23 protein-coding genes are annotated in these 20,584 nt (G+C 38.4%); 9 read left to right on the top strand and 14 right to left on the bottom strand.

Annotated features, from left to right (window positions below):
• Positions 1–6 precede the first annotated feature (6 nt).
• The 13 genes from AAA970_RS25500 to AAA970_RS25440 all read right to left on the bottom strand — a co-directional run bounded on the left by AAA970_RS25500 (position 7) and on the right by AAA970_RS25440 (position 9,655).
• Entirely contained in the window at positions 7–468 is a 462-nt protein-coding gene (locus tag AAA970_RS25500; RefSeq protein ID WP_338239752.1) for a PH domain-containing protein, read from the bottom strand.
• Complete coding sequence (locus AAA970_RS25495; RefSeq protein ID WP_338239751.1) at positions 428–1,201, bottom strand: hypothetical protein; 774 nt, start codon at positions 1,199–1,201, stop codon at positions 428–430. The genes AAA970_RS25500 and AAA970_RS25495 overlap by 41 nt, the downstream gene beginning before the upstream one ends.
• Positions 1,202–1,219: 18 nt before the next feature.
• Complete coding sequence (locus AAA970_RS25490; RefSeq protein WP_338239749.1) at positions 1,220–2,881, bottom strand: DUF4099 domain-containing protein; 1,662 nt, start codon at positions 2,879–2,881, stop codon at positions 1,220–1,222.
• A complete protein-coding gene (locus AAA970_RS25485) occupies positions 2,878–3,195 on the bottom strand; it encodes a hypothetical protein (RefSeq protein ID WP_338239748.1) in 318 nt (105 codons plus the stop codon). The genes AAA970_RS25490 and AAA970_RS25485 overlap by 4 nt, the downstream gene beginning before the upstream one ends.
• Positions 3,196–3,198: 3 nt before the next feature.
• Positions 3,199–3,804, bottom strand: a complete 606-nt coding sequence (locus AAA970_RS25480) for a DUF4099 domain-containing protein (protein WP_338239747.1) — start codon at positions 3,802–3,804, stop codon at positions 3,199–3,201.
• A gap of 27 nt (positions 3,805–3,831) precedes the next feature.
• Entirely contained in the window at positions 3,832–4,239 is a 408-nt protein-coding gene (locus tag AAA970_RS25475; protein ID WP_060688677.1) for a LuxR C-terminal-related transcriptional regulator, read from the bottom strand.
• Positions 4,240–4,251: 12 nt separating this feature from the next.
• Positions 4,252–4,863, bottom strand: a complete 612-nt coding sequence (locus AAA970_RS25470) for an AAA family ATPase (protein ID WP_084792921.1) — start codon at positions 4,861–4,863, stop codon at positions 4,252–4,254.
• 19 nt (positions 4,864–4,882) lie between these two features.
• Positions 4,883–6,457 (bottom strand): relaxase/mobilization nuclease domain-containing protein, encoded by a 1,575-nt coding sequence (locus tag AAA970_RS25465; RefSeq protein WP_338239746.1) that lies wholly within the window; start codon positions 6,455–6,457, stop codon positions 4,883–4,885.
• Complete coding sequence (locus AAA970_RS25460) at positions 6,454–6,852, bottom strand: hypothetical protein (RefSeq protein ID WP_338239745.1); 399 nt, start codon at positions 6,850–6,852, stop codon at positions 6,454–6,456. Before AAA970_RS25460 ends, AAA970_RS25465 begins: the two co-directional genes overlap by 4 nt.
• 2 nt (positions 6,853–6,854) lie before the next feature.
• Entirely contained in the window at positions 6,855–7,109 is a 255-nt protein-coding gene (locus tag AAA970_RS25455; protein WP_338239743.1) for a hypothetical protein, read from the bottom strand.
• Between the two features lie 332 nt (positions 7,110–7,441).
• Complete coding sequence (locus AAA970_RS25450; protein WP_338239741.1) at positions 7,442–8,110, bottom strand: hypothetical protein; 669 nt, start codon at positions 8,108–8,110, stop codon at positions 7,442–7,444.
• 119 nt (positions 8,111–8,229) lie between these two features.
• Positions 8,230–8,673, bottom strand: a complete 444-nt coding sequence (locus tag AAA970_RS25445) for a hypothetical protein (RefSeq protein WP_338239740.1) — start codon at positions 8,671–8,673, stop codon at positions 8,230–8,232.
• Positions 8,674–8,713: 40 nt separating this feature from the next.
• Positions 8,714–9,655 carry a ParB N-terminal domain-containing protein gene (locus AAA970_RS25440; protein ID WP_338239739.1) on the bottom strand — a complete coding sequence of 314 codons (942 nt, stop codon included), beginning with the start codon at positions 9,653–9,655 and terminating at the stop codon, positions 8,714–8,716.
• Positions 9,656–10,011: 356 nt separating this feature from the next.
• Here AAA970_RS25440 and AAA970_RS25435 point away from each other — a divergent pair, with 356 nt between their 5' ends.
• Both AAA970_RS25435 and AAA970_RS25430 read left to right on the top strand, forming a co-directional pair.
• A complete protein-coding gene (locus AAA970_RS25435) occupies positions 10,012–10,314 on the top strand; it encodes a helix-turn-helix domain-containing protein (RefSeq protein WP_338239738.1) in 303 nt (100 codons plus the stop codon).
• A 413-nt stretch (positions 10,315–10,727) separates the two neighbouring features.
• The gene (locus tag AAA970_RS25430; protein ID WP_338239737.1) at positions 10,728–11,687 is read left to right on the top strand and encodes a replication initiation protein; all 960 of its coding nucleotides are present in this window, start codon (positions 10,728–10,730) and stop codon (positions 11,685–11,687) included.
• Positions 11,688–11,789: 102 nt separating this feature from the next.
• Here AAA970_RS25430 and AAA970_RS27880 read toward each other — a convergent pair whose 3' ends face one another.
• On the bottom strand, positions 11,790–11,885 hold the full coding sequence (locus AAA970_RS27880) for an ATP-binding protein (protein WP_420916755.1): 96 nt from the start codon (positions 11,883–11,885) through the stop codon (positions 11,790–11,792).
• A gap of 549 nt (positions 11,886–12,434) precedes the next feature.
• On the opposite strand from AAA970_RS27880, the gene AAA970_RS25425 reads away from it, so the two are divergent.
• From AAA970_RS25425 to AAA970_RS25395, 7 genes are all read left to right on the top strand, one after another.
• Positions 12,435–13,385, top strand: a complete 951-nt coding sequence (locus AAA970_RS25425) for an AAA family ATPase (RefSeq protein WP_060690540.1) — start codon at positions 12,435–12,437, stop codon at positions 13,383–13,385.
• Positions 13,378–14,283 (top strand): ParB N-terminal domain-containing protein, encoded by a 906-nt coding sequence (locus AAA970_RS25420; RefSeq protein ID WP_338239736.1) that lies wholly within the window; start codon positions 13,378–13,380, stop codon positions 14,281–14,283. The genes AAA970_RS25425 and AAA970_RS25420 overlap by 8 nt, the downstream gene beginning before the upstream one ends.
• Positions 14,284–15,000: 717 nt before the next feature.
• The gene (locus tag AAA970_RS25415) at positions 15,001–15,510 is read left to right on the top strand and encodes a hypothetical protein (RefSeq protein ID WP_338239601.1); all 510 of its coding nucleotides are present in this window, start codon (positions 15,001–15,003) and stop codon (positions 15,508–15,510) included.
• A 5-nt stretch (positions 15,511–15,515) separates the two neighbouring features.
• A complete protein-coding gene (locus AAA970_RS25410; protein WP_338239735.1) occupies positions 15,516–17,057 on the top strand; it encodes a hypothetical protein in 1,542 nt (513 codons plus the stop codon).
• Positions 17,024–17,779, top strand: a complete 756-nt coding sequence (locus AAA970_RS25405) for a hypothetical protein (RefSeq protein ID WP_338239734.1) — start codon at positions 17,024–17,026, stop codon at positions 17,777–17,779. The genes AAA970_RS25410 and AAA970_RS25405 overlap by 34 nt, the downstream gene beginning before the upstream one ends.
• Positions 17,776–19,182, top strand: coding sequence for a hypothetical protein (locus AAA970_RS25400; protein WP_338239733.1), 1,407 nt, complete (start codon positions 17,776–17,778; stop codon positions 19,180–19,182). Before AAA970_RS25405 ends, AAA970_RS25400 begins: the two co-directional genes overlap by 4 nt.
• Positions 19,145–20,392, top strand: coding sequence for a leucine-rich repeat domain-containing protein (locus AAA970_RS25395; RefSeq protein WP_338239731.1), 1,248 nt, complete (start codon positions 19,145–19,147; stop codon positions 20,390–20,392). The genes AAA970_RS25400 and AAA970_RS25395 overlap by 38 nt, the downstream gene beginning before the upstream one ends.
• Positions 20,393–20,584: the final 192 nt, after the last annotated feature.

The following is a 20,584-nucleotide window of genomic DNA, read 5'->3' as shown; positions in this document are numbered from 1 at the left end:
AAATTTTTAGTCTACTTGTAACACTCGATTAGTTTTTCTGGATAATTCCACCAGCTTTCGGACGGTATCCGGAATATTTGAATCCTGAATACCTATCATGGAAAATTCAGGGTGTGATTTGTCGGAGGTGATCAGGGTGAAATTCATTATCCCCAATATCCTCGCGATTAGAGATTGCTTTTTGATATAGTCCTTCACGCGATACATCTCCAGGTAATCTGTTTCATAACTCAAAATTCCCCTGGAGTAAATGATCTGAGTACGTGTGATTTCATATTTCACTGTAGCAAGGTAAATGACCTGCCAGGCAATCATCAAAATCAATACTCCGGAGGCGATTAAGATCAGGTCTTCAATTAGATAAGCTGCGGCTAAAGAAATGAAAAGGAACACCAACAACGGAAATACCCTTACGATCATATAGCGCTTAGTAGGTCGAATAGTGAGATTTCTTTTTTGTTGGTTCATTTTCATGTAGGTTTAAATCATCATTGAATGAGTCGGATTTAGGCTTAATCACTTTGATGACATTTTTGAGACCGGAAGCTTTACGGAAACTATTGAAAGATAATAAATTAGCAGGATTAAAAATAATCTCCTTATCGTTATAATTTAAAATTAACTCCTCTTCTACCGTATTCATGTCGAGTGATTTGTTTGCAACCCAACATGCCAAACGAAGGTCGTTCAATTTGCCTTCTAAGCATTTCCCGAATAAACTTACAAATGCGGCATTTGGGTAATAATTTTTTAGGGATTGAAAATGCAACTCATGAAATTTTTCGGGGATCGAGACAAATACAGATTGCTTAAAATCAAACTTAAATTTATATTGATCAAAGAAACTCAACACTTCAATCACAGAATTTGATATATAGATTTTTTGTGCAAAAAATCTGCAATTAAAAGGGTCTGCAATCCATAAGCTCCTGAATACATCAGACCCCTCGGCAATTTCATGATAATTGATGTTGTTGAGAATTACTCCAGTGTATTCCTCTTTCTCGGGTGCCCGAATTGGAAAAGCAATGTTCCAATAGGTTACCCTTAAATCCTTAAGGATGAAAGGAAGAAATACATCCAGCGTATCTTCGGGAATTCCCTTAACTCTAGAGAGAAATCCAAGGTCCTGAATTGTAGCAGGTTCAAGGTTAAGGCTCCCAAAATTGAATTTGGGAGCTTCATTACTTTTTTGCGTCATATCAATAATATTTTAGCCTTATCTACTGAGATAAGCAGTCTGGGAGTGACTGGTTTCATTTTGAATAATGCCACGGGTCGATTGTACATTCAATCCTTTAGGTGCGATCAAATCCAGCTTAATAGATTGCCGCTCCCCCCGTTCATTCTGGATTTCAATACTTTCCCCCGTTTTTAGTTTGTTCTTTTCTTCATTCCGCAAGACATAGCCCTGAATCCGATCAGGTAAGTTAATTGAGCTGACATCAACATATTTGACCTCGTTGGTCTTTGTATCAGCCTGTAAAAGATAGTCCTTTAAGGTTCCGTTTTTATTGACCTGATGAGCTACAATTTCACCATCCTTTAACTTTGAGAATTGTTGGTCACTTAAGCTATAATTGTTTTCAATTCCCAACCTTACTGGATGCACCTTTATGGCCATTTCGCCATTTGTTTTTTCATATAGAGAAACCTTTGCTTGCCCTGAGTAGGTGGTGCCTTCTTTTTCGACTTTAAGCTTCATAATCGGAGAGGATTCCCCTTTTAAAAAAGCCTCACGCTCCATTTTACTCATGGCTTCTATATCGGCTTTGGAAATACCTATAGACTTCATTTGATCGTATGGAATCAGCTCCCTGGGCATCAAGCCTTTTTGTAAATCCTCATTAAAGTCTTTTGTATGAGGCTTATAAGCGGTTAAGGAGTTTCCTACACTTGCCGCTTTTCGAAAACTATTGAATAGGGAAGGATTATCTTTATTAATCCGAAAAGTTTGCTCGTTCAGTTTGATGTGAATTTCAGGATCTTCTTTTTTTTGCCGGACAGCTACTTCCTTTCCTTCCAGCCAAGCTGCTGTTTTGATGTTAAATGCTTCCCCGGCAATGTCATTATCGTAGGCCGTTGAAAATTTAGCTTGTTGGTAAGTATTCTTTAGCGCCTCGATCTGACTTTTTGAAGGAGTTCCGCAGGTTGCAGCGAATATAGCCTCCTTAAAGTCAATCTTGTTTTTATGAAGGTGATAGAAGCTAATGGCATCAATAGGAGCCTCACTTATAAAGACCTGTTTGGCTTCTTTACCAACCTTCTCCGGATCTGCAATCCAAAGCCCGTTTTTTCTGTCCGATCCATCCGCCTGGCGTTTGAAGTTTTTATTTCTGAACTCCAGTCCAATGATGGTCTCTTCAGCCGGGGCCCGAATCGGAAAAGCAACATTCCAGAATTTCCCCCTGCTCTCTTTCATTATTGAATCCTGAAACACTTTAAGCGTTTCGGGAGGTATCTTCCTTTCATTGCTCAGATAGCCCATCTCTTTCATTTGGATAGGACCAATGTTATAATCCTTCAAGCTAAATTCCTTATCCGGAGGCGCATTGATGGGGATTTGCTGTTCTATATTCCCGCCAGCTAAGGAGTTTAAGATATCTACAACCTGTCCAAAACCTTGCCGACTGCTATATGTGTTAAAAGCACCGACTCGATTTTTCACGAAATCAATAACACTGCCTTTGTCCAGATCATCCCCCCTGGTAAAATAGCGTTGCTTATAAGCATCGTTTGGGTTGTAGACTACAATATTCCCAAGTGTTGGATGAGTTAGCTCAGGAGTCTTTTTTCCCTTCTCAGGATTGAATTTGTACCCTAAGATGGTAGCGGCCTGGATGACGGAAACCTCATGTTTAATTTTTTCTAAGTCCATCATAGCTTATTGATATTTCTTTCAGTGAATAATTTGACCATTGCCAACTCGTTATCACTTTGATGCATATTCCAATAAGGCTCCAGCTTTCCGGGTGACATCCCTAAGAGAATGGCTTCAAATTGCGTAAGGACTTCCTTCATCGATAGAAATCGGTGTTTTTTGAGATAGACCATCTGATCAATGGTATTGGAGTATTGCTTCAGTGTTTTGGCAATTTTCTTTGCTTTTGAATACTCGGAAATAGTATTCTCTCCGATGTAAGAAACAGGCCGCAACCGCAAAGAAGCTGCGGCCTTTTCAATTTTAGCATTCATAAACTATCGACTAACAGCAAATGATTGATCCTGCTTTAAGCTGTTGTCCTTCGACAACACCACAGGATCTACTTTAATACCTTTAGGTGCGATCAAATCCAGTTTAATAGATTGTCGCTCTCCTTTTTCATTCTGGAACTCAACCTTCTGGCCTTGCTTGAGCATATTCTTTTCTGCGCTTTGCAAGACATAACCCTGAATTTTATCCGGAATTTTTACGCTCAGCACTTCTGTAAAGCGAACCTCATTGGTTTGCTTGTCCGCTTGCAGGAGGTAAGTACTACTTTTACCATCACGCACGGTGTCATGAAGTACTGTTTCTCCTTCTTTTAGGCGCTCAAACTGTTTGGGGCTAAGGTTGTATTCGTTCTTAATCTCTGCACGCACAGGGTGGACCTTCACGCCTATTTCCCCTCCTGGCTTTTCATATAAAGAAATCTTACCCTTGCCAATAAAATCAATATCATTTTTACTGATAGTTAGATTCATTATCGATGAAGGTTTACCTTGGAAAAGCGCTTCCCGTTCTTCTTTCTTCATGCCGTCAATAGTATCTCTATTGACGCCAATTTGAGCTAGTTGCTCGTAAGGAAATTTATTGTCTTTCATATATAGATAATTATTTATGCTATTGAATTAATAGCGGTTAAACAAATCGATTTTATTGCGGATATTGAGCTTTACATAAATGTTGCTAATATGTGCATCAGCGGTTTTTTTCGATATAAATAGTGTTTCTGCTATTTCTTTGTGGGATTTACCCGCCCGAAGTAATTCGAATACTTCACATTCCCTTTCGCTTAATATTTGATGTATGTTTTTATCTCTAATGTTTTCACCTCGTTTAATAGAGGCTATGAGTTCTATGACTGTGGGGTAATTAGTCTTCTCAAGTATTGAATTACGCTTACGATGAAGGTCACTAGACGATGTATTTAACATAATACATAGAGTCTTAACCTTATGACCTTTTGCATAAAGCATTAAATACTTCTTTTCCCAATCAGTAAATTGGGCGATGGGGAGATTTTGCATGAAACTCATAGTAGTAGGGATTTATAAATTGTACATCAAGTAATCAAAAGCATTTTGAGAGCGCTTCGCCTGCTCCTGATTGATTGAAAAAGAAGGGATTCTTTGAAAGCAAACCAGATCAGGAATCCGTGGGGTGATTTTCCCAAACCTTTTTAAAATCTTGTGGATCTCCTTTTCATTTTCCAGTTTGACGCTGGACTTTACTTTATTGGGAAGAAAGAACAACTTACTACGATAATCCCCTGGTATAAGGACAGTACACAATTGCGCAAAGACCAGTGTTGATTTAAAAGTGATCGGGTCAAATATGAAAGGACATATAACTGCATCCGCCTTCTTGATCAGACTTTGCATTATTTTATTATCCAGTCGACCGGGTAAATCAATAATCACCACCTTCCCCTCCTGTTTGAGCTGCTTAAGGTCCGGAGCACTTTTCCCGTCATACACCTGGATTAATGCATTGCTCCAACCTTTGCCCAGTGCATTATTATAATTGTCTACTACTGATTTCTGAACATCCAAATCAATAACACATGTGGATTTTCCTTTCTCAGCTAAAAAATTAGCCAATAGGATAGAAAGTGTGGTTTTTCCTACACCACCTTTTTGATTTGCCATTAGTATGATCATGATCGACTAAGTTTATGGGTTAATACTGTATTTGATTTTTATTTTTTCGCTTCCGGTCACGCTCAGGCGAAGCACTGAATGCTGATGCCAATTGCGCTAATAAATTCAGACTCAGCCCCTGTCCATTTTCCATCGCCTGATCTAACACCTCTGTCTGCTGCCTTTGCGAGTAGAGATTGTATACTTTTGCTTCAGAGGCTATTTCGAATTTTAGATCGTTTTTTTCATCGGCCAAGTCTTTGCGGTCCACCACAATCCCGAACTGGCGGTCGATGAAATAATGCTCTCCTTTATGTTGAATGACTTCAAATCCAAGTGATTTCTGAAGCTCCCCTAATGAGGTGGTTTGCATTCCACTTCGGATTAGGTTGATAAAATTCTTTTGTTCAACATCCATATCCCGAATAGAAATATGCTTCAATTGAACCTGGTATAATTCCGAGAGCATTACCGCCCCTTCGAAACTATAGGCATTGTAACTGGTGGCTTCGGCCAGTCTGGTATTGGCTTTCAACATTTCCAAATCCCAGGGTCGCATTTGTGCTAAAGCCTCATTGGTTCCGGAGATTAAGACAGTTCCATCATGTTTCGCCCAAAACCCTTTTTCATTCAGCGCCTTTTGAAAGGAAGTGAAGTGCTTATCCTCGGATTTATATTCAAACTGCTTAATGATCTCTTTGGCCAACTCTTTCTTTCGCTCCATACTTTCCATTTTGCGATAGGATTCTAAAGGCATGACTTCACCACCTTTATATATTGATTTACTGGCATGATCTATAATCGTGTAGCCATACGCTTTCTTTTTTCCTTCCCCAACATGAAAGGAAAGCTCAACACCAAATTTCTCCTGCAGAAACTTTTGAAAAGCCTCGTGCTCCATGGCCGGCTTATATTTATGAAAGATCGCCCGAAGCTGCTTGATACGTTTCTGATCCTTTTTATAAGCTTTCATCCGCTCTTCCAGCACTGCCTTATCTTCGGTCCCCTGCACCTTGCCGTACTTAATGAACTCCATCTTCTCCCCTTTCAGCCTCATGATATATCCGGATGCTTCCCCCAGGGCTTTATATTGCGCCATGGTAGAGAAAGAATATTTTGAGATATCCTGATGAACCGCTTTAAACTCCAGCTCAGGACTAATATTCTGAATCTTCTGCATCGCCTGCTGAGATTTCAAACGCTCGAAGCTATCATCAATCTTTTGACCATCCATATCCACGCGAGTACTGACGATATGAACGTGATTGTTTGCAGTATCATAATGACCAAATACCAAGTATGGAACATTACCATAGCCCATTTCTTTCATATAGTCCTCCGCCATTTCCGCTAATTGCTCATGGGACAATGCATCGCCCTTCACACTGAGAACGGCATGAAATTGCTTATTCTTTACGTTTTCATTTCGGAAAGAAACTGCCTGAAGGTATTTAACATAGTCTTCTCTGCGAGCATTATCACCCATCATTTCCAACTGCCCAAAATTCTTTACTTTAAGCAATTCCGCCTTTTCGCCGTCACGTTTCCGGTCGTTATATTGTACCGCATTAAATTTCCCTCCGGCACTACTGAGTATTTTCGCCTGGGCACTCATATCAGTGACGAAACTAAATTCCGATAGGCCAATGTGAGTTCACAAAGCGTAGAAGTGTAAGTCTCTATCACCTTTAATAGTAACTCAACCTGTTCTTCCTTTATCCGGCCATGCTGATAGCCCAATAAAATACCTCCTTTACATTCCTCTAAAGAAAAATGACAGTTACTCATTACCGTTCCTAGCAAATGAATGGACTGCATAACATCCTGCTTCGAATCTCTTTGATAAACTCTTTCTTCCTTCACAGCATCCATCACAAATTGTCGAAGCATGGCCGAAAGATTCTCCGGATTATGCTGGCTTTGCATCAGTTTGATTTGCTCGTGCTCTGCCTGAGAAACTCTGAATTTCAAGGCAACCATTGGCGGCTTTTTTGCTGCTTTTCTTTTCATCTTTATTTTCGGTTAAGTGTGGTCAAATACGCTGCTACTACTTTCCCTAATTCTCGACGCTCTTTTCCCTTCAGACTAATGACCGTATAAAATGGCCAATTCTTTATGTAGTCTTTCCGGGCAGAAATACGTTGAAGGTATTGGATGTATTCTTTCCGATGAACATCATCTTTCGCCATTTCCAAACTTTGCTCAGTCCTGAAAATTCCGGACTTCTCTCTTTCAAAAAGCCGGGTATTTAATTCTTGCTTGCTCATTTCTATTTTCAGTTAAGTTGCGCCAAATATTCCGACTCGTCGGCAGGGATAGCTTTTGAGGGACTCAAAAGCACATCCTGCAACAACAAAAATCCAATTTTTGGTATTGGCCCTCCGTGGCCTCATTAGAAGCATTGTCGCAAAGCGACGCCTAAAAAAGCGGGTGGGGGAGAGGACTCCAACCTTGAGGTCATGGGAGCTTGCCTCCCTGGTGACCTCAATTAACTCTGGCCGCAAAGCGGCTCCTAAACCTTAGTGATTTCGGAAGTCCGGGAGGATCTGCCCCAAGAAAGGAACAGTCCGGACTTCCCAAAAACCGTAGAGAAAATGGGTTACATTTCTCCCCCTTTAGTCCTTACTGCTTTTTTTATCTCCTCCAGTATATCGCGGAATTTATTGCCTGCATTCTCCCAACCCGCATCCGTCGGACTCATTCTCATAGCTGGAACCAATTGCGGAAATCTCAGGCTTAATATGAGAGAATTAAAAAGGGCTATAGAAAGAATTATTACAGTAATAGGGCTTTGGGGAATCAATAGCACAACCAAATAGATTACGCTTAAAAAAGCCAGCATAAAAATAATTTGGAGTAAATCTCGATCAATTTTAAAGCGGTCTTGTATAATGGAAAAAAACCAATTTAACGGCCCAGTAATGAGAAATATCACCAATCCCACCCAGACAAAAAAGCCAATAGGAAGATACAAATAAGGAGAAACCATGCTATCTGCATAGTCGGCCAAATGATCCGTTAGCCATAGAAAATCATTCTTGGCAAATGCTGGATACAGATTAATCATTACCCCGAAAGCTACCAACAAAGGAATCCACCAAAAGAGGCAGAAATACAGGATCGAATTACAGCTTTTTTTCAGTAATAGAACCTCAAACTTTTTATAGAAGACGCCTGCCATTTGAACACAAAGAAAAATAAAAACTGGAAGGGCAATCCCTGCCCAAACAAGGCAGATAATATTGAAAGCTTCAATAAACTGTTCCATGAAACTAATTTTTAAATGAATGAAAATAATTGGAATACTAGCACTAACCGGTATACTCCCTTTTTCCTCCCTTCAGTCCATGCGTTCTGATTTGTGTCTCCTGCCTCAAATTGGCAGAACTACTTTTTTAATCTCCTTAAAGCAGACAATAAGAATATCCGCTCCTCAACAGCGTTACTTTTCATTCTTTCAGGAAGTAGCGAACAGACCAATTTACCAGAATCATACTCCAGTAAACCCCAACTGTTGGGTAATTCATCTTTCTTCACTAATCCTTTTGGAACACAATAATACCGGAACTCTCCCATGCCCTTTATTGGCTCCTGTCGAAAGGGCTTTTTCCTATCCCTCAAAAAGTCAGCCCTACTCGTTTTTACCTCAACCACAACGGAAGTCCAATAATTGAAGCCAATCACGTCAGGAATCTCACCAGTATTATTAATGGTAACCAATTCAGTAAATACTTCGGTACAACTGATCTGATTTGAAGGCTTGCGCCTCTTTAACCAAGAGGCAGCAAGACCTACCAAACCTTTATGATTTATACATTGCGTAAAAAGCATAAGGGAAAATACCTAAATTCCATAAAACGTACAGGATACTCTATTTTTCTTTAGACACCACATTGTCCCAATGATGCTCGACCAAAACGTGAAGCCGATTCGTTATCCCTAATAAATATTTTGTTTCATCGGGCACAGCGCTTTCAATGTCATCCAGGTGATCTTTAAATAAAGTTAGGATTTGCTCCCTTATGACATAGAATTCTTTGTAATCATGAATCTCAGTCATGTTCTTGATGAATTCCTCTTTGGCGTCTTTTTTCTCTTCCTCCTTCCTGGCTTTCATGGTTTCCTCAGCTTCACCCCTTGAAATTTCAATTAATTCATTCAGACTGGTACGTCCATCTACTTTCCCTTTTTTTCCAAGTTTTTGGACTATAGCTTTCGATACTTTCTTTTTTCCGGAAAGTATATCAGCTTTCAAGTTTGGGTCCTCATTACCAATAATATCGACACCTTTAGCATAATCACTATCTCTATGAATCGTTCTTTCTCCTACAGAAAAATCATTAGCAATTTTTTCAGCTGTAGACGAATGTGTCAAATTGGCACATTCGTCTCTTCCAGAATAATTGGAATTTCCTTCTTGTCCCCCTCGTTTTCCTTTCTCACGATTGTATAGCTTACCACGCAAATAGGAAAGCTCATTCGAATTTAAATTTCTGCGTCCCAATTGATTGAGGATCATCCAATCTTTGACATCCTCAATAGAATCAAAAGACTGATATATTACCGGAACAGTTTCCCAGGATAAACCTAATTCCTGAATAATCTTAAATCGGTGATGTCCATCGACCAATAGGCCTTTTTCTTTCCACATCGTTAAAGGATCTCTTACCCCTTCTCGCTCAATGTTTTCCTTGAGCTGCTGAAATTGCTCTTCCGAAAGTGGCTGAATCCATTCCTTTAATTCTTCGGAAATTTGCGGCTCGCTTTTTAAAAAAGTACCGTCTAGATTGGTTAAATGGGTTTTTTTCTCCATTTTTAAATAAGTTATTATTAAATTTTGAGCCGTTTAGTTCCAAGCTAGCGGCTTTTTTTATTTATTCTCGACTGATTTTTCGTCTTTTGATCAGTGTTATTTTCGACAATTTAATGAATAATTTTTTATACACAACGTAAATATAACAAAAGTAATAAAAAACATGGCCCTAGTAAGAGTTAAATAGATGGATTGCATCTACTCATTTTCTAAAGGGAAAGAAAGGGTAAACTGACATTAACCTCCTTTTTATTTATTTGTCAAATTGAATTTGATGTAATATCAATTTAAATTTGATATATCCAAAATTATTTAGCGGTTTTTTATTAATCAAATTGATTTTGATACTTTCGGTAATGGAATTAAATACAATTATCAAGAAAGCTATTCAGAGTAAGCAATTGTCCAATGCACACTTGGCTGAATTATTAGGGGTATCAGCCACAACAATCAGTAATTGGAAAACAGGGCATAGCGAACCTTCAATAAGTAACCTTAGAAAGCTTGCTGATATCCTTGATTTAGATTTAAGTATTTCATTTAAAGAAAAAGAAATTGAAATTGACAAAAGCACGAAAGTAATTTCATTAAAATCTGCTGGTATTGAAGTTGACATCAAACTTCAAATATCTCCAGATGGAGAATTATTAATTGACTAATTTAAAGCTAGTTACTTTCTAGAAATAGTGATAGCGAAGAGCTTGAGATTATTCAAATGCGACTAAATGTATGTCAATGGTTATTTTTTGTATCCTTAAGCATACATTTAGTCGCAATCGCGAGGTATATTTATTTTTTTACCAGAAAAAGTACAATATTCTTGCTTTTCTCTTTCTTGATTGTATTTATTGTATCTATTATTGTAATATTGAGGGGGTTGTAACTTACTGAAATACAAATAAATAGGCCTCGCGATTGCGACCAAATGTATGCTTAAGTGCGACTATTTGTATGTAGAAACGGAGTATTATACGACCAAACGTATGTGGAAATGCGACTGTTTGTATGGTTCTGCGACTATTTGTATGCGACCTAAATTTTGAAAAGTCGCAACAATTATTTTACTTGTGATATGACCGAACAAAACCAAATCAAAGTAGCTCAATCTAATGACCTTACAAATGGTCGTGTTGATTTTATTCCTCTTCAAATAGACATCTTTTATGTGATGTTATCGAAGGTAGGTGAAAATGATCCTTGGACGGGTAAGTATAGAACTTCTGTTCAAGAATTAAAAAACCTTGGAGGGAAGTCTGTTAATCATACCCGAATTGAAACAGCTATTAGAGGAAATAGGTCTGAAAATTTGCCTGCATTAGCATCCACTTTCTGGGAGGTTCGAGGAGAAAACGGAAAGTGGAACCATAAGCCAATATTTAGTGAAATTGATTACGATTCTGGTCGAATCACCTTTCAGTTTAATGAGGCGGTTTCATCTTTCCTACATAATTTAAAAGGCAATTTTACCCTGTTTGAGTTGAGTTCTATTGTGGCTTTAAAAGGAAAACATACAAAAAAAATTTTTCAGTTGGTTTCTAGGTGGAGTGATAAAAAGCATTTTATTATTTCAATTAAAGAGTTACGTGAGCTATTGTATTTAGAAACTACATTGTTGAGGACGAATGATTTTAAACGAAAAGTTTTGGAACAGTCAAAAAAGGAAATTAATGAAAAGACAGATTTAACCATCGATTATAAAGAAATTAGAGTAGGGCGTAAGTTGGATTCTATTGAATTTATTATTTCTCAAGATTCGATATCAAAAGATGCTGGAAATAAAAAAGGTAAGATGGTATTTGATGGAGATTCATGGGAAAGGGTTAAAAAAAGACTTAATGTAGAGCAACAGGAATATTTAAAATCACAAGTTCATAAAGCTTTATATGATGCTAAACAGAACGGAGAGGTTAAAAATGATTGGTATGTGATGAGGTCTTTTGTGCAACAGTATTTAGAATATTTTTTTAACTTTGATATCGGCTTTAAAGAAAGAAACTGGAAGTTTAACTTAGCTTCATATCGACCAAAATAAGAGGTGTAATCTCCAACCAAATGGGTATCACCATTCCAACCGAAAAGGGTACCATTAACAGTAAAATAAATAGGCTAAAAGCCCATGGTTGTTTTCAATAAATTATGCCTGTTGTGTAAGATTCATTGTCTCTCTTAATCGATAAGACTCCCCATCCATATTGACCAAATGAGTTTTGTGAGTCAACCGGTCAATCAGGGCTGCTATTAAGAGGTATCAGGGAATATTTCTCACTGTGTCCTATGTTCCGCATTACCGCATATCTCACCAAAACTATCCTGAGCGATGTTCAAGTTGGTTTTTGTGATTATTACTGTTCGCTTTATTGAATTTCATTTTTAAGCGTTAGTTCTATTAAGGGTGATCAAATTTTTTCAAATACCATGAGTTTATTCAATAGTCATCCAATAATTCAATTTCTTTCTTGGGGAGAGTATTGAGGGGTTCTTTCACTTGGAGTTTTGAACTCATTTTGATTTTGTCCATCTGTTGTTGCTCTTTGGTTATTCCTGTTCACTTTTCGTCAATAATAACTAAGAAGTCGGTCTGATTTCGAAAAAAAACTGGGCCATGAATCCCCCCCAATAATCGGACAGCATGATTTGCATAAATCATTATTTGTAGAATATAACAACAACAAAGTTTAATTCTATTACAAGCACACCTTTTTAGAATAAAAAAAAGGTAATATTTTCAATTTAGAATAAAAATATTCTACATTTGCTTTAAGCACAAAGCATCAGCGATATGAATGAACTATCAGGATCTATTTTTAAGTTTTTAAAAAACAACGAAGCCCTTTCGATTTCCGGAATTGAACTGCAAGCCGGTATCCCAAAAGGGTCCCTACAAAAAGCAATTGGTGGTTATCAAAAACTCAGTGATGGAAATTTGCAAAAATTAATCACCGTTTTGAAGCGTTACGGTTATCAAGACGAGGGAGGAGCAAAAATTATGGCCATTGCGAATAACAAAGGAGGGGTCGCTAAAACAGCTTCAACAGTAAATATCAGCAGTGCACTGCGGAACTTAGGTTATAAAGTGCTTTTGGTAGATATGGATCCCCAGGGATCAGCGAGTCGACATTTTGGACTGTATGAACTTGAGGGACAAATCGCTGATGCAATGCGCGATGGGCATGACTATAAAATCGGTGAACTGCTTTACAAGATAGATGACTTACTGTATTTGGCACCGTCAAACTTAAATTTGGAAAGTATTTTGCCAGAACTTCAAAGTGATGATGTTGAAGGGAATCAGCGCCTTTCTAAAGTTTTTAACCACTTGAGGCCTCATTTTGATTTTATTTTGATCGACTGTCCTCCGTCATTGAATATTCTGACGGTGAATTGTCTGATGGCGAGTCATTCTGTTTTGATTCCAGTACAACCTGAACCTCATTCTATCGACGGGCTTTCCAATATCGTTAGATTGATAAAGAAAGTATCTTCGGTAAACCCACACCTGAAGGTGGAAGGATTTTTCTTCACCTTGGTTAAAAACACCAAACTGCATGAAGGACTTATGAGTACATTGGAGGAAGAGTATCCTATGATCAAGATCTTCGAACAAAAAATCAGACAGAATGTGGCTGTTGCCGAAGCTTGTTATGAAGGAATGGATGTGATTACTTATGACAAAAATTCCAATGGAGCCCAGGATTATGTTGCACTTACGAATGAATTGATCAATGGCTAAGAAAAGTTTTACCGCCAAAAGACAGACCTCCAAAGCTGAAAAAGTAGAATTCAATCTAGGAAATGATTTGATCAATCAATCAGTGATTCAGCTGGTGGAGAAGATCACTATCCTAGATGAATTGAAAAAATATATTCGACCACTGCGTCCTGAAGAATATCAAATCCTGAAGCAGGATATTGAAAAAAATCAGGGGTGTCGGGACCGATTAACCGTTTGGGTGAATGAACATCAAGAGTACGTTTTGATTGACGGACATCACCGTTTTCAGATTTGTACCGAGGGACGAGATCCTAAAGATTACCTTTATTTTGATGTGCAGGAAATGCATTTCGATAATATTGAGGAGGTCAAAGACTGGATGGATGAACTTCAGATGGGGCGTCGTAACCTGAGCAAGCAGGAAGTTTATTTCATCCGTGGACGGAAATACAATCGCTTGAAGAGTGGCCGTGGTGGTGATGCTTCTCAGCAAAAAAATACGGCAGAATATTTGGCTGAAAAATTCAATGTTAATGCCAGGACCATCAAGCGGAATGGAAATTTTGCTGAGGGGATCGAAAAATTGAATGCTGAACTGAAAGACTTGATTTTGTTTGGTGAAGCACCAATAAAAACCCCGGAAATTGAATTCATTGGCCAGTATGATGGAGCTCAACTTGATAAAATAATCCAATGGGCAATAGGGGGACAAACGGTAGCAGATATAAAAATGAGGCTAAGTACTCAGCCAAGACCGAAAAAAGTAAATTCCTCTCCTATTGATCATTGGAAGAAATACATGCAGAAATCCACCAAAGAGGTAGATCAGCTGATCAAAAAGGCTGATCAGAATACGATGAGATCTTTGCGGGAGTTTTATCTTGAGCAAATCGAAAAGATCAATCAACATCTTTAAAATATCGACAGAGCAAAGTGACATTTATGTCACTTTGCTTTTTTTTGTTCGCCATGCATGGTGGTTACACTTTTTCGGATTGACATTCCAAAATTTAGTAATAAACCCACCATTAGACTGTGTTTTTATAACGAGAATTACTAAAATATCAAAAACATCTTCAGGTTTTACAGAAGGATTTTATTAATTACTCAATGTTGCGTTTTTCGAGTTGTTGTTTTTATTATTAATTCCGATTTTATAAAATAACAAAACGATAAATTTATGGGACTTAAACCAGGGCCAAAACGGATAGCTAAGTCTACGGGAAAACCGGACAAAAGACAAAGGGACAATAAAGAAACACCAGGGAATACACCTTCTTTAAAACCACCAAAGAGACAACAAAAAAGCTAGATTAAAAATTCAACCTATGAAAAATACCATCAAACTCACTCATCTGCATGACAGTCTTGATGGTAATTTTTTATCATCGCTTAATGAAATAACATCTTAAATTTCATTTATTATCATATGCTAGCAATCTCGGAAATTGGCACTTTACTAAAATTGGGGTATTAAGACATTTCTTTTTATCTGAGATTTTGTACCAAACCATTTAATTGACAACAGTAACATGCAATAATTTTCGATATATCACGTCCAAACCATAGTAGGTCAACTCGAAAACATTATATTTGAAGCCTCAAAAATGATATAGTTTCACGAAATAAAGGCATGAAAATAAAAGACATCAATAGAGATATAAATGAATTAAGAAACCTGATCCTTTATTCGAAAAATCACGACCTGATTGATCCAAACGCTTTTAAAAAGCTGGAGCGACCATTTTTAGAAGAAGATAGTGCATATGTACTTTGGCTAAAAGAGAACAAACCTTCCTTAGAGGAAAGATTTTTGTTACTATTAGGCCTGGCGCCTCATCTTCATGCCGGATTTTATAGTGAAATAAGCACTGATCTTTACTTCCTCCCTGGTCTTCCTCCCTTCCAACATTATAAATTGCCTACGGCTTTAAGTTTTGTAGAATTAATGAAAGCTTATAGTCTTCTACCGGAGGTGGAAATTATACAAATCATTCAAAGGAGCTTTCTTGTCTCAAAAGGAATAATCAAAATAGGGGCTTCCGCCAGGGGAATGCACTGGTTATTAGCCCCTATGCATATGCCGGAGCAATGGGTGCAGCATTTTTTATATGACCTCAATACTTTTTCAGCTACAATATAACATGTATGAGTTATTCACTTGAAGAAAAAAAGGAGACCAGTTACGAGGAACAATCCAATGATTTTTCATTCGCCACAGCTGTTCCGCAACTAGAAGCAGTTCCGGATAAAATCGCTGTAGCGCAAGAGCAATATTTGCCGGATATTCAACGCGTATACCTGGCTCCCCAGCCTGCTCAAATTCAACTTGTTTCTGAAATTGCAGATGACAATGTAAAAAAAGGCTTTGTCTTTTTAACGACTGCGATGGCTGGAGAAGAGACCAAGGTTAATATCCAAAAACGTGGTTTTGGAAGTCGTGATAGTTCAGGATATGCCGATCTGCTTTTAACTGTACTCCAAAACCAGTTATTGGATGCCCAGCCAATGATTGGTATCTATGGAAATTTGTATTTTCAAAAGCCCAACCTATTTACCGGGGAAGTAGCGCTTTTTGATGGTGTTTTTATACCAGATGATTATGTGGCTATTGAGGATGTAGTGAAATTGGCGCAGCAGGAAAGAGGAGCTGAGGAAGTTTATAAAAAGCAAAAAGAAGCTGAACTGGTGCTCAATGCCTACATGCGAGATGTGCCGAGGGATTTGGATTATAGTGAAATGGCTAAGGTTTTGTTTGAATCTGCCAATATAGAAAATCCGAAAAGCTATGCTTTCCAAAAAAGAATTCAACAGTTAGCAGAAGAAAAAGAGCAAGAAGGCTGGGGGGATTTTAGAACTTTTGTGGAAGTACTAAAAGTGCAGCCGCTTCAACACCTGGACACTATCGTTTACTTCTTTAAAGGTAATGACAGTGATCGGGTAAATGATCAGCTGAACCAGGTGTTTGATCATCCTCCAAGCATGGAAAAGCTTAAAAGGGTGTTTTTTGAGCAATATCAACAAGAGTTATCCGCTTTCCTGATCAAGCATATGCCCGGAGAAAGAGACTTATTGGGTTATAAAACTTCTAATAATCAATCCGACCTTCCGGACTTTGATTATGAAGGCATTGTTAGAACCATCAACGCAGAGATTAATAGTTACTATCAATTTAGGGATTATTCCTACAACCCTATGACTGCCGGATTGGGAGGAGGTGGTAATGCCTTTAGCGGATTGATTAGAATAAAAAGTTTAAAGAAAAATATTACCAGCCAGCTGGAAAAACTGGAGCGTAACCCATTAGCTGCGGAGCACTTTCTGAACCTGTATCATACCATCAATAATTCCTTCTTTGAAACGGATATTGAAAAACTATTCGATTATCAGGATATCGCCCCATTGCTGCCCAGTCATTTTCTTCAAAAATGGGTCGCTCATGAATATATCGGAACACCTTCTCAGCGTCTGGATCAAATCTATGAGAAGCAGAAACGCCCTCCATTACTGGCCGGTACTAACGCTCCAAATCCTCATGCTTTAGGGGAAATATTGGGTTTTAGAGCCAATGAGGCGGATCAGGTACAATTCAGTTACGTCGCCACCCGGGAGACACGCTTTCCGGAATCGCCAATCGCTGCCGTACCACTACGGATATGCTACTCAAAGCCAATTTGTGGACCATGGTGAACCCTGCCAACGGCACCTTTGAAGATTCCTTTGGCAGACAAATGCAATTGCAACCGGGAGATCACATTCACCTTCCGGAAAGTTATGTTCCTTTAATTGGGGAATTGTACCAATTGTATAATCCACGAGAGGACGCTTATGAATTAGTAAAGGCAGAAAAGGGAACTTATCAGGTAGCCCCTTTCCAGGCAGAAACTTTTTTGGATATTGTAGGCTATATCCGGGAGGTGACCATGGACCAAATTCGTGATGATAATACCAGAACTTATCAAATGAAATTGGCCGTTTCCATGAAGCTTACCGGTAATGTTTACGCCATGTTTTATATCGGCATATCCATGGGCGGAGTATTAAGTATGCAGTCCGGAGACGACCGGGCCTTTGGGGTAACCATGAAGACACAGCTAGGCTTCCATGCCGGTGTGGGAAATCAAAGCGTGGCCAGCGCAGGGGTAAATGTGGCTGGTGGGAAAAGTATGAATCCCAAACATTTTAATAGTTTGAATGGAGGATATCATTCACCCAATCACTTTCTGGCTTATTTCGCAAAATCCATCGTTCACCTGTTAGTGGATGCTAATTCCGCTGAATTCCTAGATGTGCTAAAATTGGGAGAAAACTTTTGGGCAGGGAAACAGAGTGATGAATTTTGGAAGGAATTACAAAAAGGGTATACCCATAAACAATTAACCGACTATTCCCTTTCCGGGGAGGCGGGGTGAATAATGTAGCCTCCATTGAAGCCGGAATGGCCGGAGGAGCTGTTCAGAAAACAAAATACCAGGGCATAGAAACACCGGAGTCTCAGGCCGACAAACGTAAGGGATGGAAAAACCTTTTGGCCAACGAACAAGAAGCTACAGAGGCCAACGAAACGGAACGGGAAAGAGAATATTTCGTGACGGTAGATTTGTTTGATGGACTCGTTACGCTGGATTTAACCGCTCAGGAAATCATTTTCAATGGTAACCGGGATAATGAAGGGGAATATATTAATATTTCCATGACCATGGCGATTCCTTCCAACAATGACTTTGTCCGAAGCCTGGCGGAAAGAGGGCAAAAAATTGACTGGATTTTTTCCGGTACCGGAACAATAGAGGATAAACTCAACAGTATCCCCGATAAAATCAGGGATGCCTTTAAAGATAAAGTCCCAGCAAAAACCGCGGTGAATATGTCAGCCTCCGTTTATGTAAGGCTGGAGTGGCAGCATATTGTACAGCCCGTCAATGATATTAAAGAATGGTTCCTGCAGTACTTCAGAGTTTCCAAAGGGCAAGAAATCAAAATCGGGAATGATTATGGAAATGCCTCTCTCATGAAAGAAGAGGAAGTTTTTGAAGTATTAGGAACGAATACGATCTCTTATATTTCCACCGTCTACAATGGTATCCATAAAGAAGTAATGGCGGAAATGACTAAGGAAGAACAGGACATCATTAAAGGTTATATCTCAGATGCTGAAAAAGCAGCTTTGGAGGACGAAAAAGACCGACAAAGAAATGCTCAAATTAATAATCCCGAAGAGAAGACCACGCCAACCAAACGACCAACCACCAGTGATATTCTGAGAAATCATGGCAATGATCCGGCAGTGATTAAATATTCCGGTCTATTAAGAGAAAGAGCCGCCAGTCAATGGGAAAACTTTAAAATCAAAGGAAATACAGACCTGAACTTCCTGCAAGTAGCCTTTAATCCTTCTCCCCAAACCGCTTTAGGTCCTTTGGAAAAAGAACTCTACCAAACCCATTATCAGGAGATGATCCTGAATTTTGGTAAGGAAATCAGAGATGCGGTGGTGGCTTATGCGGAGAAAGTAGGGGACTATACCAAAGCTAAATGGAGTGAGTGTAAGTTAAGGGAGTTGAATGAGGAACAGGCACGCCTTTATTTGGGGGATATCAGAAGAATTGTGGAAGTATTGCATGCGAAGAAGATTCCTAATAAAAAATTAGAATGGGAAGATGTCGAGGGCAGTATTTCCAAATTTATGTATGGAGTGATGGCTGAAAAACCGAAAGAGATGACATCAAACTTTGAGCAGGATATCTTAACACCGTTATTTTTTGAAAATAAAGTATATGAGAATCAAGTATATGTCGAGAAGGAGTCTAATTAGTGCACTACTGATAATGCTATCGTTTTCCTGCAATACAAATAAAGGTATTGACGATTTATCAGAGAAAGAAGCGATCTCTATTCTAAAAGAAAGGCATGATTTATACTTCATTTGTAAAAAGAATGAAGAGGGTTATGTCTATGATTTGCGAATTAGAGATGATAAACGTTTAAAGAGATTTCCAAAAGAAATATTAGCATTCAAGCAGCTCGTAGATCTTGATTTAAGTGGTAATGCGATTGAAGAAATTCCTGAGTGGGTATCAGAGATAGACAGTTTAAAGTACCTCATCTTACGAGATAATCCTATCAAAGAGATTCCTCATTATATCTCTACGTTCAAGGAGTTACGTGTATTGGCAATAGATCGATCAGAAGTTACTTCGATTCCAAAGAATATCGTTGACCTTCCTCATCTAGTAACATTATACCTAGGAGGTTGCCCTCCAATGAAAGAGTTTCCATCGGTATTGTATCAATGTCTTCAGTTAGAGAACTTAGCACTACCACCTCTGAAGCGCCTTCCTGATGATATTGGTCGGTTCAAAAATCTTGAATTTTTAAATACTACTTTAGAAAGTTTTGAAAACCTTGACAAGCTACAATCGCTCACGCGTCTGTATTTAAAAAATAGTACAGCATCGCACTTTCCTAAAGATTTCAAAGGATTGCCAGAACTAAATTTTTTAAGAATCAATAACTGCAAAAATTTAGAAGAGCTACCTGCTAACCTATATGTAAAATATAAGGATCATGGTGCTGATATAGATGCCATTAACTGCGTAAAGTTAAAAGGCCTTCCGGACGAATTTGCCAAGCATCGTTCATTTGCTACTATCTATTTGGACAGCTGTCTTAATTTTAAGCATTTTCCAAAAGGAATGAACGTAGGAACGATCTCCGCAAAAAACGTCCATTGGGAAATAGCCCCAGAAGGTATCTTCTATAGTACTTGTGATGATTTATGGATTACAAATCACCGAATCAAATCCATTAAAGGAATTGGTAATATGGAAAACCTTGAATTTTGCGTCTTGTCTGATGGCCTCATTGAGGAAATCCCAAGAGATATTGTCAATTGTAAAAAGTTGAAGCACCTCAATCTTCGGGGCAACAAAATCAAAGCGTTCCCGGCATTTATGTCCAAATTTATTCGAGAGAATCCCAATTTAAAAGGGGTGAATTTGGGTGGTAATCCGATTGATGATTAAATCACGGAAAAGATTATTCAAATAATTCCATTTTGATAGCAAAAGCCCTCAACCATTTTTGGAGAGGGCTTTTCTTTTTTTGGGTCAAAAATTATCGAAATAATACAATTCTTAGCGAGGATATAGTTACCTATATGTTAACCAGTTACTCTGTTATTCCTTGAAAAGAACCTGACTAATATGAAAAAATCC

It is taken from the genome of Persicobacter diffluens (genome assembly GCF_036244895.1).
GTDB lineage: Bacteria > Bacteroidota > Bacteroidia > Cytophagales > Cyclobacteriaceae > Persicobacter > Persicobacter diffluens.
The sequence above is the reverse complement of the archived record's forward strand: the minus strand, read 5'-3'. Positions and strand labels throughout refer to the sequence as shown.